Source organism: Flavobacterium ginsengisoli, assembly GCF_029625315.1.
In the GTDB taxonomy this organism is placed as follows: Bacteria; Bacteroidota; Bacteroidia; order Flavobacteriales; family Flavobacteriaceae; genus Flavobacterium; species Flavobacterium ginsengisoli.
On sequence record NZ_CP121110.1, the window covers coordinates 2,239,734 to 2,257,266 of the forward strand.

The window sequence follows — 17,533 nt, forward strand, 5'->3', positions numbered from 1 at the left end:
CATAGTTTTATTCTTTTGCCACAGATTAAAGAAATTATAATAATTTTTAATCTGCCCTAATTTGTATTAAAAAACTTTAAAAAATTTCTACAAGGTTTTTAGAAACCTTGTAGAAATAGAACTTTTATTTATTGTATGGAATCGCTTTTACAACTGGCTTTTCTCCATTTTTTAAAGCTGATTCATCAAATTCTATTATAACTTCTTTGCTTTCTCCTTTTAACAAAGTGAAATAGCTGTCGCTTGCAATTGCGGGTAATATCTGAGTTCCTAATTTATCATTTAAAACCTGCATCTGAATTCCAAAAGCAATTCCTGACGTACTAGAAACTTTTGCTTTTACCACATATTTTCCGTTTTGTTTTACCACTTTCGAAGTTACATTTACGTTTGCCTTTGGCAGATTGTTCAATGCTGTAAAGTCTTTCATATTGGTTCCTCTCCAATAAAAATTCTCACTGATTACCTTGTTCTGAGCGTCTTTTAGCTTTAAGCGAATAAAATGCACTGGACTTAAATCTGAAGTATCTGTACTATTTTCTGCTCCAAAAACCTGAAAATCGTATAAAGAATAACCCCATCCAGAACCTCGTTTTATGCCTAACATTCGAACATAACGTCCTTTTACCTCATCAAATGCTATATTTTGAAGTCCTTGTTTTCCGTCTTTTATTACACTTGCATCGGTCCAGTTTTTTGCATCTGAACTTATCTGAATTTTATATTCTTTCCCAAAAGCATTTTCCCAATTTAGAGTCACGCGATTGATCACGTATTCGTTTTCAAGATCTACGTAAATCCATTCATTGTCTGTTGAATTACTTGCCCATCTGGTATTAGAATCACCGTCAACAATGTCTTTTACATTTCCTCCATCTGTAGAAGATGCTGTAACATTCTTTTGAAAAGCCAAATCTTTCTGATTCGAGTAAAACGGAATCACAAAGCTTTCTGTTGCTGTATTTGAATAAGAATCTACAACTGCATTTTGTTGGAATTTCGTCACTGCTTTACCATCTAAATTGTAGACAATAGCTTCTGCCTTTAGATTTTTATAATCGGTTCCTGTGGTATTAATTACTTTAACCGAATTATTCACTGGACTCCACTGAATGTGCATAGGCTCACAAGCCGATTTTACGCCCCAATAGGCTCCCGTTAAATCATAATAATAATCGTAAGTCTGCCACACCATACTTGGATAAGACGATTGGCTCATCCAGATCATAATTCCCGAAGCGTCTTCCCACATATGGTCTAACCATCCTTCGTACATGGCTTTGTTAGTTTCAATGTTTAATAATTGGGCTTTTCTTGTGTATTCTTCCAAATTATTAGGTTTTCCATAGCGCTCGTTTATGCTTTTATCATAATTATCTGGAGTTGCATTAAATGCTTTTTGTCCAAAGAAATGCTTGTCCCACATATCGTTTCTTGGCCACCAGTCTTTTTCTGGAATAAATTTCTTGAAGCTTTCTATATTAGGAAAAACGGCTGTTCCAATTTCAGATCTTAAACCCCAGCTTGGACCGTCGCCTGTTCCTGCATAAGGTTCTGGATATTTTGTAAAATAGAATCTTGGATCTTTATTTCCCCAAAGTCCGCTTCCACTTAAATTTCCTGTATTGGAGCATGGTTGATAATAACGATCATTGTTGTCGAATGTTTTAATATTTTCGGCAATCCAACCATTTAATGGAGGTTGCGGAAGACCTTCGTTATTGCCGCACCAAAGTGCAATACTTGCATGGTTTCTAACGCGTTTTATTTTCTCGATTACATTACTGTTGAAAACGTGAATATCTAATGGCAGATTTGGATTGGCATTCAGCCAGAAATCATCCCAAACCATTATACCGTATTTATCGCAGGCTTGATAAAATTCGTCGTCTGTAGTTGATCCTAACCAATTGCGAATGATATTGTAATTCATTTCTTTATGAAGTTTGACTTTCAAGTCGTATTCTTCGCCTCTGCATCTCAGCATGTATTCGCTCATTCCCCAGTTTCCTCCTTTCAAGAAAACACGTTTTCCGTTAATGGAAATATGGAGCACGCCACCTTCTGTATCATAAGTATATTTTTTGATGCCAAAAGTTATTTTCTGGCTATCTGAAACTACATTTCCAATTTTAAACGTAAACTGACAAGTGTATAAATTAGGATCTCCGTAACCGTTTGGCCACCATAATTTCGGATTTTGAATGGAAAGTTCTGGAAACTGTTCTTTTGTTAATTTTACATTTGTAATTCCATCGGCATCAAGACTTACTTTTTTAGAAAAAGTGATATTTCCTGGCATAATAACTCCGGTAAGAACACCTTCCTGATTTTGTGCTGATGAATTTTTAAGGTCTACTTTTATTTCAAGATCGGCACGAGCATTTGTTGGCAAACTGGTATGAACCCAAGGATCTGCAATAGTTACTTTATCGGTGTTGCTTAAGAAAACGTCATCTGTAACACCTGAATTTAATCCTGGAACATATGGCATCCAGTCCCAGCCAGCGCTAGAAATATAAGTCGGACTTCCGTAATTGTTTAAAGGCTGTTTAGGAATGCTTACCAAAATGTTTAAAACGTTTTTTGCTTTACGATGCACCAATTTTGTAATATCAAATTTTCCTCGCTGCATCATACCGCTTAAAACTGCGATTTTTTTTCCGTTAAGGTAAATTTCTCCTTCGCGATTTATTCCTTCAAAATTAAGCCAGATAATTTCTTTAGTGAAGTTTTCGGGAATCGTAAATTCTGTTCGATACCAGAAACTGCGGTCATATTTTGCTTTGTCGACTTGATAAATATTATCGCCGAAATTTGGATCTTTTTCTAATCCGCTTACTACATAAGAATTAAAGACAGTTCCCGGAACAACTGCTTTTACCCAATCGGCATCTGAATAGTTTGGAGTAAATATTTTAAGACTGTCTTTTCCAATTTCTGCTTGGGGTTTTACTTTCCAAGCAATATCAGAAGAATTTAAGCTTACTCTATTTTGAGCATAAAAATTTAACGATAGGGCATTTAAAACAAATAAATAGAGATAAAACTGAATAGTATAGAATTTCATTGTTATTTGAATGATTATAAAATTGTAATTTATTAAAATAGGAGTGCCATTTTGGGCTCAGTTTCTAACAGAAAAGCTCAGTACTGTTACTACACCTATACCCAAAATGGCATTACAAATCAAAACTGTGATATTAACCAAATCACATGACCAAAAAATAAAAAATTACTATTTAAAGTTTTTTTAGATATTAATAACCAGGATTTTGATCCTCTGGACCAATTTCATCATTAAGCTTGATCTCTCCAATCGGAATAGGATAACGGTTGTGAAATTCAGCAATTGTACCGTTTTGTTTAGCCCATTTGTTGCGAGCACCTACTAATTCTACCAATTTTCCTGTACGAATAAGGTCCATTCTTCTCCAACCTTCAAAAGCTAATTCACGCATACGTTCATCCAAAATTTGAACTCTAAATTGCGTTTGAGAAAGTCCACTCCACTTCATTGCATCAGGCAATGTTCCTCCAAAAGCTCTTGTACGAACTTGATTTACATATCCTTCGGCTTCTGTTGTGTTTCCTAATTCATTTAAACATTCTGCGTAGCTAAGTAATACGTCAGAGTATCTGATATATGGTTTGTTTTTTCCTGAATTCCAAAACGATTGTTTTCCATCTACACGAATATCTTCGTATTTTTTAATGTGCGGATCCAACTCATCACCACCAAAACCAGCTGGAAGTGTTGGCACAACTCCTTTATAGGTAAAGTCATAACGAATGCTCGCCGCTTTACGCATATCACCTGCTTCCCATATTCCTCCATCAGTTTTATCTTTATAGCAATATTGAGTAGGAAGAATTAAGTCATAACCACCAAAATAAGCGTACTGATCCATGTTAGCCAAAACTCTTGAGCCTGTCTGCCATTGTATTTGGTTGTTATCTGGCCAGTTATTAGTATACTGCCATTCGTATAAAGATTCTGGAGAGTTAGCATGATCTGGGCTAAAAACATCTGCATAATTAGGCAACAAACTGTATTTTCCAGATTTAATAACTTCTTCAAACCATTGTTTTGCTTTGGCATAATCACGGTATCCTGACGCTTGTGGAGCATATAGATATACTTTCCCTAATAGTGCTTGAGCCACTCCTTTTGCAGGAAATGCAGGATTGCTCTGTGTTGCAGGAAGTTTTTCAACTGCTCTTTCCAAATCGGCAACTATATAAGAATACACCAAAGGTAGAGGCTGACGTTTTAAGCCAAATTCTGCCGATTTTGCTTTATCGTTAATTGGTATTTCTCCCCAATATTGTGTAAGCTCAAACATTAATGTAGCTCTTAAAAAACTAGCTTCCCCCATTAAAAGGTCACGTTTTGCGCTATCTTCTTCAGTATTGATTCCTAATGCTCTAATAGATTGTGCCGCTACTTCAATTACTGGCCATCTGTCATTCCATAATTGCCCAATTGCCTGATTCTCCTGGCTTAAAAAACCATTGTACAAATCAAGTCCTGCTTGGTTTGCATCTCCAGTTACCTGCAAAGCTCCTTGTTGCGCTTCGTCTGTACCAAGAGAAGTATAAAGACCAGCACGGTCTTTTTGCATATTTCTCCAATTCGTTATAGCTCCTAATAGAACAGGTTCTATTTTTCCTAAACTGCCATAAGCTTGGGCAGCAGTAAGTGAACTTTTAGGGTCTTCATCCAAAAAATCTGAAGAGCAGGATCCTGATAATATAGCTAGAGCCAAAAAGGCTATAATTTTTGCTTTCATAAAAATAATTTTTAAAATTAATTTGATTAAAGAGTTACATTTAATCCCATAACTATCATTCTAGACATTGGATAAGAATCTCCTCCTTCAGGATCATAGCCTTTATACTTAGTAATGATAAATAAATTAGATCCTGTTAGATAAAATCTTGCGTTTCTAAGAAAAACACTTTCTGCAACTTTATCTTTTAATGTATACGATAATGTAAGTGCATTTAATCTTAAGAATGAAGCGTCTTGAATTGCCTTATCTGTTTCGCCTAAAGTATATCTTCCTCCTCCATAATAAGCTCTTGGCACATCTGTATTAGTATTAGTAGGAGTCCAACGATCCAAAAGATCTGTGTGTGCTGCACTCATTCCTCCTGAGTTCATGTAACTTTCGTAAGTTCCGCTTGGTCTCTTACCTCCTATTGAATAAGCAAATACGGCATTTAATCCAAAACCTTTGTAATTAACATCTGTAGAAAAACCACCATAATAATCAGGATTTAAATCACCAACCACATATCTGTCCTGATCGTTTATTACACCGTCTCCATTACGATCTTTAATTTTAATATCTCCAGGCTGAACAGTTCGGCTTCCGTAATTTACTTTGCTAAGGTCTTCTCCTTGTTGTGCTATACCATCATATTGAAATACATAAACTGTGTTTACTGATTGGCCTAAGAAAAAGTTTCCTGTACGTTGGATCTCATTGTTGCTATAACCACCTAAATTGTATATCTCTGTAGCATCTCCATAAAGTTTTGTAACCTTATTTTTTGCTGATGATATGTTAGCAGAAACATTCCATCTTAAATCTTTGTTTTTAATAATGTCGCCGCTAAGCTCTAATTCGAAACCCTGATTAGTAGTAGCACCAATATTATCCAGCTTGTATTTATATCCAGATGAAACTGGCATATTGCGAATCATTAAAAGGTCGTCATTATTTATATGGAAATAGTTAGCACTTGCAGTCAGTCTGTTTTGGAAGAAACCAGCATCTAACCCAATATTAAATTGTTTTTGTTTTTCCCATCTTAAATCAAAATTATCAATATAGTTGTCAGACACATAAGTCCCAGAATTGTTGCTCACTTGTGCATTATACAAGGCAAAATATCTGTAAGGATCCACATTCTGATTACCAACCATACCATATCCTACACGAAACTTAAGCTGGCTTAATTTTTCAAATCCTTGAAGGAAATTTTCTTTAGCAATATCCCAACTTCCTGCTACTGAAGGAAAGGTTCCCCATTTGTTGTTAGGACCGAATTTAGAAGAACCATCTCTTCTTATTGTACCTGTAATATTATACTTTCCATCAAAAGTATAGTTCAATCTAGCGAAATACGATTGGTTTGAATAATTTGTAAATTTTGAACCCAACTGCGCATTATCTTTTTGATAAGCACCAGATAAAGCCATATAGGTCAAATCATCACTAACAAATCCGCGAGCTCTAACATCGGTTGAATTATCTGAGTTGCTCATCACAGAGAATCCTCCCATTAAACTTACATCATGCTTTTCAGCAAAGACTCTGCTATAAGTTGCGGTATTATCCCATTGGTAATTAAATTGTGAATATCTGTAATGATGCGCTTCTCCGTTCATAGAGTTTCTAAGCGACTGTCCTGTATAACTTGGCACATAATCAAAGTTTGCCTGATCTGTAACGTCTATAGAAAGAGTAGTTCTGATATCAAGTCCTTTTACTGGTTTTAGGCTTAAAAAATTACTGCTTGTAAGTCTATTACGTGTACTTGAATTTATGATATCAAGACTTTTTATCGGATTATAAAGATTTTGGTCAAATACTTCACCATATCTAAGATAAGTAGCCTTAGGATCTATAGGCAATAATGGATTTGCTCCCAATGCCACTCCAAAAGCGCTTCCTTCTTGATAGTTAGTTTCACTTCTTGAAAAAGTAGTATTGGTACCGAACTGCAACCATGATTTTAAATCTTGCGTAAGGTTAATTTTTCCGTTATATCTTTTAAAATCAGAGTTTTTAAGAAGTCCCTCTTGGTCAACATAATTAAAGCTTACAAAATAAGTTCCTTTCTCTCCTCCTCCGCTAAAGCTTAAATTATGGTTAGTTTGAAAGCCTGAACGCGTTACTTGGTCTAACCAATTGTAACTTTTACCAGTTCTATAAGATTCCAATTCATAAGGCGCAAATACTGTAGAACCATCTGATTTAATTTGATTGATATAAGCAAGACGATCAGCCCCTGGATGTTCATCCATATAGCGATTTGCATAAGCATCAACTCTTAGATCAAATAACTGTTGGCCATTCATCAAAGGGATAGTTCTTGCAAATTCAGATACACCTGTCCAGCTATCATACTGTATTTTTGCTTCTCCTGTTCTTGAACCTTTTTTGGTTGTAATTACGATTACTCCATTAGCCGCTCTTGAACCATATAATGCGGTAGCAGAAGCATCTTTAAGAATTTCCATACTCGCAATATCGTCAGGGTTAATGTTTTCAAAATTGCTATCGGTAATCAAACCATCAATTACAAATATTGGGTTACCTCCAAAGTTTAGAGAATTATTCCCCCTAATTCTAATTGAACCTGCTTGACCAGGAACAGCACTTTGTTGAACATATACACCAGAAGAACGTCCTTGAAGTGCCTGCACTACATTTGGCGTAGGAACCTCTCGAAGCTTGTCGCCAGAAACACTGCTTACAGCTCCTGTTAAATCTCCTTTTTTCATTTTGGCCCCCACGATTACAACTTCAGTCAGTTCTTGTGTACTTGGAGTCAAAGAAATATTAATTTCAGATTTACTTGCTGTTGCAGTCTTTGAATCAAATCCGATGAAACTAAATTCTAGTGTGGAGCCAGATTTTACGTTTGTTAATTTGTAACTACCATCAATGTCTGTAGCTGTAGAAATCTTAGTACCTTTTACCAGAATGGTTGCTCCAGGCAAAGGTAAGTTTTCATTATCTGTAACTTTACCGGTTATGGTTTGGGAATAAACTGTACCGGCAGAAAGCATAACTACTAAGAAGCATAAGTATCTTATTGCAATTCTCATAATAATTTGGTTTTTTTAGTTAATAAATTAGAGAGTTAGTTTTTTTATTTGTTTATTGAGCATCTAGAATATGAGAAAACGAATTGACTTATACTATACTATACTACAACATTACAAACATACAAATATTTTTATTACATCCAAATTTATGTTTAAGAATTTGCTATTTTTTTCAGTGATTTATTTCGTCTTTAATACAAATACACAGGAATAAAAACGAAAAACAGAATAGATGGCGAATCATTTTAAAGAAATATCAGACAAAACATTAAAAGTATTATGCTTAAAACAAGGAAAATCGTATGAATTTAATTCCTAGTCTAGCAAACTTAATTTTCAAAAAAAAAACAAGATTTTACTTCTTAAGTGAAACAAAAAAGATGCACTATAGTGCATCTCTATCAAAAAGTTTTAAATCTTAATTTCTCTGATTCTTAGAATTTTAGAACTATGCGACTCCCCATTTTGAAAATAATATAAAGATACTCAGCATACCAATCAATAAAAGGGCGAAATACCAATATCGGTTCTTCCAAGGAGTTAATTCAACCGATTCCAGTTTAATTTCAGCATAACTGTAACTAGGATAAAATTTAGAAACCACCAACATACATACAGAAGTAAGCACAAATAGCAAAGCTAACATATGCAGATAATGCAGTTGAATATCTAGAAGGTAATTAAAAATAATATAGCTAAGAATAAAAAATATCATCCCAATTTTTGTCGCTTGAGGCGGTACTTTTTTAAATACAAAACCTACTAGAATAATGGTAAAAATTGGCACACAAAACATGCCTCCTAATTGCTCGCAAATAGGTATAAAAACCTGCCTTGCTAAAAATGATAAATGGAGCTGAAAACATTGCTAGAGCCGAGACAATAATCTCAAACTTGCGTCCAGTGTAAACCAGATGCCTTTCTGTTACTTCTTTGTTTCTTTTCTCCAACCACGGTTTATAGAGGTTAAGCACAAATAATGTACTACTGCTATTAAGTCCCGCATTAAAAGTACTAATTGCGAGCACCCAAAACTACAGCGGCAGTTAAACCAATCATTACTCCTGGCAATGTATCTTTTATTACTAGCGGAAAAACTTCTGCTGTATTTTCTAATTTATCGTAAAGATGAACTCCAACTAAACCAGGAATATTAATAATGAAAGGGCAAAGCAACTTTCCTAAACAAGCCAATCCCATACCTTTTTGACTATGCGATAAACTTTTGGCCGAAAGCGCTTGCCGCACAATAAATTGTTCCATTCCCCAATAGTACAGATTCATGATAAACATTCCTGTAAAAATGGTATTAAGCGGAATCTCATCTTGAGATCCGCCAATAGAATTTAAATGTTCTTTGTGTTCTGAAAGCAGAATATGGAGACCTTTAAACCAATCTCCGTTCCCTAAATATTTGAATCCAAAATACGGAAAAGCAATTCCAATTGTCAGCAATCCGATACTTAAAACCGTGTCACTAATTGATATGGCGCGCAAACCGCCTAAAACAGAATAAGCACATCCTGTAAGTCCGATTACCCAAACCATAAACCAAATGTTCTGCCAATAGGTTAATCCTAAAGGTTGTAAAAAATTAAACATTCCGGTTAAGGCAACTGCGCCTCCATATAAAACAGCAGGAAGCAAATTGACCACATAACTGCAGAGAAATATTATCGAAACTAGTCTTTTAGTAGAATGATCGTAACGTTTTCCTAGATAATCTGGAATGGTCATGGCTCCAGTACGGAAATAAATTGGCAGGAAGAACTCAGCAACCAAAAGCATGGCTAGCACAGAACTTACGCCCCATGCTATCACGCTCATATTATTATTGTAAATAGATTCGTTTTCGCCTATAAACTGATTAGCACTGATATTGCTCAATAGTAAGGCTCCTCCAACGATAAAAAAATTATTGTTACGATCGGCAAAAAAAAGTCCATCTGTTGTCTGAACCTTTTTTTCCGAGTTTTTAATGCTGAAATTACGGCAACTAAACCTGTTATTAGTAAAAAACTAACAATGGATGAAACGTTCATAAATTACAACGAATTTCTATCTATAAGAATTGTTGGAATGATTTCCTGAGTTTTTTTTCTGTTTAAAACAAAATCGGTCGCTTTTTTTCCCATTTCTGCGAAATCAGTAGAAAATGTCGTGACTCCATCAAAAATGATCTCTTTTACTATATCATCATTGTGTGAGATAAACCCAATGTCTTTACCAATTTTCAAACCTTTAATTTTTGAGTCTTTCAACATTTCCCAAAGTTCGAGATTATGAATGGTAAAGTAAACTTTTCCTTTTTCTAGAGAACCAGCCGTATATTCCTCTTTTATAACTCCTTTGATATCATAATCTTTCATGAATCTTTTGAAGGAATTTAAAATTTCATTAGGTTCTGCAGACGACGGTTTAAAGAAGAAAACTAATTCGTCGTATTTTTTAATTTTATCTTTAAGTCGCACAAAAGCATTGTAAGACGAATCTCCAAACTCTTGTGCAACATAATTATAATCTTCATCTGTTTCTATAAAACGGTCTACCAATAACACTCTGTTTGTTGGAAGTTGTTTTAAGACATCTGGCGTTTTTTTGCTAGGAATCGGAGCAATAACAAACATTCCGTATTTTCCTTTTATATTCTGAACAATGTTTTCGAAAGTGCTAAAATTATTGTGATGGAAAAAAATATCCAATTGCACATTCTTTCCAAGCCCTTTTCTAAAATTCTCATAAAACGTTTCCTGAAAAATATCAAATGCAAAGATCAATAATGCAACTTTCAACTCCTGCTTTACATCATTAGTGGCAACAAAGTAACCCAATCTATTTTTAGATTCGATTATTCCTCTGTGAACAAGTTCTTTATAAGCTTTTGCAATGGTTTCTCTTGCAAAACCCAGTTCGCTTATAAAAGTATTTACAGACGGAAGCAAATCGCCTTTTGTGACTACCTTTTCATCAATGGCATTAATTATCCCCTGAACCAATTGCTCATGTTTAGATAAGGAATTAATAGATTCAAGATTTTTGATCTGCTGAATAATTTGCTTCATAAAACGTTTTAATAGGTATTTATTTAGAAAATATAGTATTACAAATATATACTAATGTTTATAATTTAGTTAAGCTTTAGTAATTTTTAAAACCACGCTGCTGTTTGATGGCGTAACATTTGGATTGATTCCCACTTGCATTAAGAAATCGCCAGAATAAACCGCTGTTTCTACTACTGGTTTTTTATCTGGATATACGTTGATTTCTTCTATTTTATAATTTTGATTTGCTTGCAATCCTTTTAATTTTATTGGAAGATGTGTTCCTGCTTCATATCTTGAATTAACAGAATAGCTGAAAACCACTCCTTCATTTCCATTTTTATTGACAAACATTACAGACGCAAGCATCATTTCCGTACGGATCTTGTAAACGATATTGGTCACCATGCCAAATAGTATTGCTTAATGCATGGTAATTTTTGATCGCTTGTTGTGTAAAAGTTAAGTCTTTATCGTTTAATTCTTTCACCACAATATCAAAACCTAATCTTCCCATCATAGCAACATCTGTACGGTATTTTAAAGGCTGTTTTCCCCAATCTGTAACGTGCGCTGCAATTGTTAAAGCAGGATAAAAATAAGAGTACTCATACTGCATATACACACGCTCTAAAGGATCTGTATTGTCACTTGGCCAGAATTCTGTAAAATATTTCAAAGCTCCGTAATCTACTCTTCCTCCACCACCAGAACAAAGCATCATTGGTACTGTTGGATATTTTACACGAATACGCTCTAATACTTTATAAAGTCCGTTTACATAATCTGTATAAAAGTTGTTTTGTTTGTCTTTTAAATAACTAGAATATGCATTGTAAATTACTGCATTACAATCCCATTTAATATAAGCCAATTCTGGATTTTCGGTAAAAAGATTGTCTACAACTCCATAAACAAAATCTTGAACTTTTGGATTAGACAAATCTAAAACCAACTGATTACGGAAATAATGTTCTGCTCTTCCTGGCTGTTTTACAATCCATTCTGGATGTTTTTTGTACAAATCACTTGCCGGATTTACCATTTCTGGCTCAATCCAGATTCCGAATTTTACCTGATTGTCTTTGGCTGTTTTAACTAAAGTTCCAATTCCGTTTGGCAATTTCTTTTTGTTAACTTCCCAATCTCCTAAAGCCGCATCGTCATTGCTACGCGGATAAGTGTTTCCAAACCATCCGTCATCTAACAAGAACATATCTACGCCCAATTTTTTACTGTCAGCAATTAAGACTTTCAGTTTATCTTCATCAAAATTAAAATAGGTTGCTTCCCAGTTGTTCAACAATGTCAAACGATCTCCTTTTCCGTCTAAGATTTTATAGTTTCTTGACCAATCGTGCAGATTACGGCTTGCGTGTCCTTTTCCTTTAGATGATAAAGTGTACCAGAATTTAGGTGTTGTAAAAACTTCGCTTTTAGCCAGTTTGTAAGCAGCCGCTGCATTATTAATTCCAGAGATTACTCGAAGGTTATTCAACGGATCTAGTTCTAAATCAGTTCTAAAGTTTCCTGACCATTCCAAACCTGCAAATAAAACTTTCCCTTCGTCTTCTGAAGCTGGTTTGTCCAAAGAAACCATAAATACTGAAGGCTGAAATAAATTGGTACGTGAGCCTAATTTAGTATCCAAAGTTTTAATTCCGTGAGTAATTTTAGCCTCCTCAGATTGCATTTCTTTGGCCCATTCACCATGATATTGGTTTAAATAGAAATTGTTGTATCCTTTTAAATATAAGTTAGCCGAAGCATATTTGTTTAAAGTAATACTTCCTTTTTCGTTATGCTGAATGGTTGTCCATTGCTCAATAACATCAGTATCGTAATACGCCTGAATAAACAAATGAACCTCAACAGGATATACTGGATCTTTTAAAGTGATTTCGGTTTGAGAAACTCCTGTACTAACCGTGTTGGTTTTATGGCTTACATATAACAAATCTAACGAAGTGTTTCCGTCAGCATGAGTTACGGTAATAGCTGGTTCTAATAAATTTTTAGATCCAGAAGCAGTATAAGCGGCATTATAAATACCTGAATAATCGGTTCCTTGACGAAACTGACTTTGTATTTTGGCATAATCTGAATCGTTTGCCAATTTTTCTCCTAAATAAATAGTACTTACTTCTTTGCCTTTATTTACCTGTAAAACCAATGCATTTGATTTTGTTTTTACAGCTATAATTTCTTGTGCTGTTATTGAACTGCAATAACTCGTGAGAATAAAAAATGCTATCGCAAAAGACTGCCTTAAATTGATACTTTGTTTTTTCATTTTATTATGTATTATTTTTTACTTCTTTTTCTTGTGTAATTCCTTTCCAATTATCTGTTCTAAATGATGATGCAGGAAGACCTGATGCATTTGTCAGATTTCCATCTGGATTATCTGCCCAGTTGTATCGAACCGCTGCAGGATTTGGAACGTTCTGCGCATATACGATCACTTTTCCGTTTACTATTTTTGCTTCTGCCCAATAAAATTTCTGATCTGCTCCCGCAATAGAAAATCCTTTCAGCATACCTTCTTTAGCTTTAATTTCAGTTTTAAAATCAAAATCTAACACAATTGTATTGTTTTCAATTTTAAACGATTTATAAAGCGGTCCCGAATAATCGATTTTGGTATTATACACTTTTGCTAAAGCAATATTAGCGAGACGACCTCCTACATCTTGTTTATTTTTTGGATGAATATCTTCTCCATTTCCAATATCAGTAGTTACGGCCATTCCTGTGTTTGGCAGTTTTAAAGCCATGAATTGTGCCTCTCTTAATTCTGCCCAATCCGAATCTCCAGGTTCTTGTTTCTGCTGTTTGTAATTGGCTAACTGCACAAAGAAAAACGGAAGATTTTTATCTTTAAACTGAGTTCGCCAGTCGTTTATAAGCGACGGAAATAATTTTTGATATTGAAAAGCTCTTTCTGCATTGCTTTCTCCCTGATACCAGATTACTCCTTTTATTTTGTAATCTGCCAAAGGAGCAATCATGGCATTGTATATTGCACTTGGCCTATTTTGCCCCTGAGCCAGATAAGGTCGTGCAGGCAAATCTTTACTGTCTGCACCTATATTGTATTTCCAATCTCCTGCTAAGGAAATAATTTCTTTATCTGATTTTAAAGCGATATTTTCTTCTCCATAAATACCTCCATTTCCTGCTCCGTCATATACTCTAATGGTAATTACGTTTTCTCCTTTTTTCAAATATTTTGATGGAATGGTATAATGACGCTCTACGTTATATCCTTTTGTTTCTCCCACATAATTTCCATTTACCCAAATCATATCATCATCATCGGCAAAATAGCTTAGAGTAAAATCTTTACTATTATCTGCGATGGCAACCTTTTTTCTGAACCAAACTATACCGTCAAAATTTCCTAATCCGTTGCTGTCAAAAAAAGAAGGAACTTTCATTGTTTTCCATGAAGCATCGTCAAAACCAACTGAAGCCCAAATTACTTTTTCGTTCTGATATCCTTTGTCAGCATTAGCTAGATGTTTTTCCCAAACTGCTAAATCAGCATTGTATTTTTTCTCTAAAGTTTCTCTGCTTGATTCAGATTTCATCGCTTCTATCTGAGCATCAAAATCATGAATGGTGCTTAACGCTCCAGAACTTGTCCAAGCTTCTATCAATGTTCCTCCCCAAGAAGAATGTATTAATCCGATCGGAATCTTTTTTTCTTTATAAATTTTTCTAGCAAAAAAATAAGCTGTTGCACTAAAATCTGCTATATTTTTAGAATCGCAGACATTCCATCCATTGTGTCGCACTTTTAGTATATTTAATGGCAAAGTGCTTTCTATATGTTCTGCTTGCAATAATCGAATCTCGGGATAATTGGCGTTTGCAATTTCTTCTTTATAATTCTCTATTTTTCCCCATCCTTCAAGCGGCATTTCCATGTTGCTTTGTCCAGAACACAACCACACTTCTCCAATTAGAATATTTTGAAGCGTTTTTACTTCTCCGTCATTTATTGCAATCGTATAAGGTCCGCCGTAAGCAGGCGTTTTTAAAACTACATTCCACTTACCATTTACAACGGCAGCTTTATATGTTTTTTTATCCCAAGAACTTGTAACTGATACTGATTGCTGATTGCTTTCTCCCCAAAACGGAACGGTGCTTTTTTGCCGCAAAACCATATTATCAGTAAAAAAAGAAGGCAACTTTACTGTAGCATTTGCTGCAACCGAAACCAGTCCTATTACAGCTAACAGAATATTTTTTAAAAGATATTTTTTCATGCTGAATCTATTATCGTTTTATGATTTTATACAAATGAGCATCTTTTGAACCAAGATTTACATTTAAAGTATTGTCTTTTATTTCGCTCTTTTGAGAAGTAAAAAGATCTTCGATTTGATAACTTCCTTTTTGAATATCTAATCTCTCCAATGGTAAAGCATAGCTTTTTGCTTCGTTTCCATAATTGAAAACAGCGATATACCAATCGTTTTCTATTTTCTGCTGAAAAACTTCAGTTGTATGTTTTCCCGTATTTCCTTCTACTGGTCGAAAAGCCACGCCATGAGCCACAATCTTAAGCAACTCTTTGTTCTGAAGCCACTCTTTGGCGCGTTTGCTCCAAATTCCTTCCTTACTGTAATCGTCTCCTGTGATTAATGTTCCTGTGATTATTGCAGAAATTAATCTTGCACGGTTTTCTCCCTCTGTAACATCAGCAAAAACAACATGATCGGCATCAATATAATCATACGAATAGGTTTGCCACCAGCCGTAATTCACGCTATTCAGAGTATATTGAGTTTGCTCGATAGTTTTCCAAGCATCGCATGCAATACGTCTTATATGAGCATAACGAGAGGTTGCCATATTTGGAGAAATTGCGGCATAAATAAGCATTTGTCCGTCTAGTGCATTTACCAAATGCTCCATTCCTACTTTGTAAGCCTGCATTCCTGTTGTGACATTTTTATCATAAAAAGAAGAAGATTCAGCCGCTGCATGTCCTAGAAAGTCGATTTTGATCATTTTGAAGCCGCACGCTTTTAGTTTATTAATTACATAATCAACACGTTTTAGCGTACCAGGATGTGTTGGATCAATTGCGCGTGCGCCATCAAAATCAAAATACGTATTTCCAGTTTTTGTCCACATTTCGCCAAAATTATAATCACTTCCTTCTGCTTTACGGTTTGGTCCGTCTTTCCAGCCCCAATCTGTAAAAGGTGCCCAATAGGCTCCTGGTTCTAATCCTTTACTTTTACAGTAATCTGCAAATTCTTTTAGTTTGCTGAAATCTCCTGTAAAACCACCTTTTACCATATTATCCCAAAATGAATCAAGATCGATATAAGCTGTATTTCCTACTCGAAACTGCGGAATTTGATTCGCAAAAAAATCAGCAACTTTGGTCGTATTCTCATAATTGATTTTTTCCATCAAAACGCCCCAGCTGTTCCATCCCACTGGAGTTGGCTTATCCCATTCAAAAACATATGGTTTTTCTACAATACGATTGGTTTTAGCATATTCTTCCATTCCGTTTCTCCAATCGGAATAATATCCAACAAAGAATTTTGGCGACAATACTTTGTTTCCTCTTACCAAACCGTGCGCAATGCTGTCTCGCGTTATTTCTTTTTCAGAAAAACCTGCCCAAGCCGAGAATAAAGGCTCTTTATTTTTGTTGATTGATTTTACAGCACTTTTCCAAACGGTATGTTCTAAAGAACCTACTATAAAACCATTTCTAGAAGTGTTATTAAATACTATTCCAACTTCTGCACTTGTATTATTTGAAATTGTATCTAATTTTTTAGAATTATAACTCGCCCAAGCATCATTATCATAAGGAACAAAAACAGTTTGCAAGTTTTCTACTTTATCAAAAGTAATTTTTCCTAAATCTAATGGCGCAATATAATTGGTTGTTATTTGCTTCTCGTTTCCTAAAATTTCAATTTGAGTTATAAAATAAGATTGATTATTATAGGTAAAGAAATTTTGAATTAAAGTTGGATTGTTTTTATCCTTATAAGTTAGAATATACTTTGTCCCTTTTCCTAAATTATCTGTAAAAGCTTCTTTTGATAAAACGGCTTCAGGATAATCACTAATAGAAATTGTTTTACCATTAACAACAACCGAAGTTTTTGCTCCAGAAAAAATATTTTTACCAGATTGGCTTACTGCTATTGTTTTGTTTTTAGCATCATAAGTAATGTCGCCATTTTTTCCAAAAGTCATTTTTATGCTTTTTTGAGCCTGCATAAATGGACTAAAAAAAAGCATTATTATACCAGACAAAAACAGCTTTTTTATTAATAAACAATGTGGTTTCATTAATTTTATTTTTGGTTATTATACTATTCTATACTACAATGATACGAATTAAAATTAACCCTGCAAGAACATTGCAAAAAATACTGCTTACTTTTTTTGCCCAAATAAACATAATTACCTAAAAATCAACATTTAACACAATTACAAAAGAGCTTGATTTTTTTTCTTCAAAATAGTCATTTTGACAATAATTATGACATAATCTCAAAAATCTAACTAAAAATATACATCTCAAAAAATTTTATAAATCAAAAATTATCATTTTAACATTCTAGCCAAAACAAAAAATCCCGATTCTCAACTA

10 protein-coding genes are annotated in these 17,533 nt (G+C 34.4%); all 10 read right to left on the bottom strand.

Annotation, left to right across the window (positions count from 1 at the left end):
• Positions 1-124: 124 nt before the first annotated feature.
• Positions 125-3,070, bottom strand: a complete 2,946-nt coding sequence (locus P5P87_RS10500) for a discoidin domain-containing protein (protein ID WP_278022499.1) — start codon at positions 3,068-3,070, stop codon at positions 125-127.
• Between the two features lie 190 nt (positions 3,071-3,260).
• Entirely contained in the window at positions 3,261-4,793 is a 1,533-nt protein-coding gene (locus tag P5P87_RS10505) for a RagB/SusD family nutrient uptake outer membrane protein (RefSeq protein WP_278022500.1), read from the bottom strand.
• A 26-nt stretch (positions 4,794-4,819) separates the two neighbouring features.
• Entirely contained in the window at positions 4,820-7,846 is a 3,027-nt protein-coding gene (locus P5P87_RS10510; protein ID WP_278022501.1) for a SusC/RagA family TonB-linked outer membrane protein, read from the bottom strand.
• A gap of 448 nt (positions 7,847-8,294) precedes the next feature.
• A complete protein-coding gene (locus tag P5P87_RS10515) occupies positions 8,295-8,561 on the bottom strand; it encodes a hypothetical protein (protein ID WP_278022502.1) in 267 nt (88 codons plus the stop codon).
• A 299-nt stretch (positions 8,562-8,860) separates the two neighbouring features.
• Complete coding sequence (locus tag P5P87_RS10520) at positions 8,861-9,733, bottom strand: sodium:solute symporter family transporter (RefSeq protein ID WP_278022503.1); 873 nt, start codon at positions 9,731-9,733, stop codon at positions 8,861-8,863.
• A 158-nt stretch (positions 9,734-9,891) separates the two neighbouring features.
• A complete protein-coding gene (locus P5P87_RS10525; protein ID WP_278022504.1) occupies positions 9,892-10,908 on the bottom strand; it encodes a GntR family transcriptional regulator in 1,017 nt (338 codons plus the stop codon).
• Positions 10,909-10,977: 69 nt separating this feature from the next.
• Complete coding sequence (locus tag P5P87_RS25875) at positions 10,978-11,262, bottom strand: GH36 C-terminal domain-containing protein (protein ID WP_340696671.1); 285 nt, start codon at positions 11,260-11,262, stop codon at positions 10,978-10,980.
• On the bottom strand, positions 11,231-13,183 hold the full coding sequence (locus P5P87_RS10530; protein WP_340696672.1) for an alpha-galactosidase: 1,953 nt from the start codon (positions 13,181-13,183) through the stop codon (positions 11,231-11,233). The genes P5P87_RS25875 and P5P87_RS10530 overlap by 32 nt, the downstream gene beginning before the upstream one ends.
• Before the next feature lie 4 nt (positions 13,184-13,187).
• Complete coding sequence (locus P5P87_RS10535) at positions 13,188-15,167, bottom strand: sialate O-acetylesterase (protein WP_278022505.1); 1,980 nt, start codon at positions 15,165-15,167, stop codon at positions 13,188-13,190.
• 10 nt (positions 15,168-15,177) lie between these two features.
• Positions 15,178-17,133, bottom strand: coding sequence for an alpha-galactosidase (locus P5P87_RS10540; protein WP_278022506.1), 1,956 nt, complete (start codon positions 17,131-17,133; stop codon positions 15,178-15,180).
• Positions 17,134-17,533: the final 400 nt, after the last annotated feature.